This is a genomic window from Polaromonas sp. P3_C2, from assembly GCF_056402675.1.
In genome coordinates this window covers 1-1,067 of sequence record NZ_JBFUGX010001006.1, presented here as the reverse complement: position 1 = coordinate 1,067, position 1,067 = coordinate 1, and the positions used below count along the sequence as shown (strand labels likewise).

The following is a 1,067-nucleotide window of genomic DNA, read 5'->3' as shown; positions in this document are numbered from 1 at the left end:
GCGTGCGGTTGGCTCGAAGCGATAGAGTGATTAGTTCTAGAGCCTTGGCGTATTGACCCGCTGAATTGGCGGCGGTGGCCGCCAAGGAGAAGTAAAAATACCGAAGTGGATCAAGCGGTGAAAGCTTTAGGGCTCTTTCGGTCCCCACAACGGCCATATCTCCTTCTCCTTTAAACGCGTGCATTGTCCCCTTGAGCAGCCACGCTAGCGAATCATTAGGATTGATGCTAAGCGCCTGTTCGTAGCGTTGAGAGCCTGCGTCTAGCTGTCGTAGAAGGTTCGTGTATATGAATCCTTCTACGGTGAGGGCGAAAGCACAGTCCGGCTCACTATCCATGGCCTGCTTGGTGCAATTCAACGCGAGTTGAGCCTCTTTCGCAGAGTCTGTGGACCACCCCTGTTGTACGCGAAGTACATGCCACTTGGCTAACCACGCGTGCGGCATTGGATGCCGACGGCTACGGTCAATCAGATGCTCCAGCATCTGCCGGGCTCGCTCGAAATCTGAGGGGGAGTTTCTGTGCATGAGTGCGACAGCACCGAGTAACAGCGTATATCCTTCAAGATTGGGTAAAGATTGCCTTCGTGCCTTCTCAAGTTGTTGCGACATGACTGACGAGCTAATGGCAGAAACCAATCGTGCGATCAGTTCATCGTCTGCCGCAAATAAACCGTGTACTTGACCCTTCAGACTGTCCGCCCAGAGAATGTGGCCTGTCTTTGCTTCGATCAACTCAACGAACAACGCCAGCTGTGTTCCGGCGCTGCGGCACGTGCCAGACAAGATATACGTAGCGCCCAAGTGGGTCCGTATGTCTTCCATTGCCTCCGGACGTTCCCGAAACACAGTGGTCGAAAGACGCGAGATCACATGAAGTTCGGAGGTGCGGGACAAAGCGGCAATCACTTCGTCGGCCAAGGCCTCGCCAAGGAGTTCATGTCCCGGCTCGCTGCTGCGCATCGCGAAAGGGATCACCGCGATAGTCGGCCGCAAGTTCAGCTGGACTGCGGTGCCGGACGGTATTACCGGTGCATTGCCTGGCGGCCCGATCCGGTACGCCCTGATC

The 1,067-nt window shown here is 55.6% G+C and carries 1 pseudogene; it reads right to left on the bottom strand.

The window, feature by feature from the left end:
- A pseudogene (locus tag AC1DWI_RS24175) lies at nt 1–961 on the bottom strand (adenylate/guanylate cyclase domain-containing protein); the annotation flags it as partial.
- Nucleotides 962–1,067: the final 106 nt, after the last annotated feature.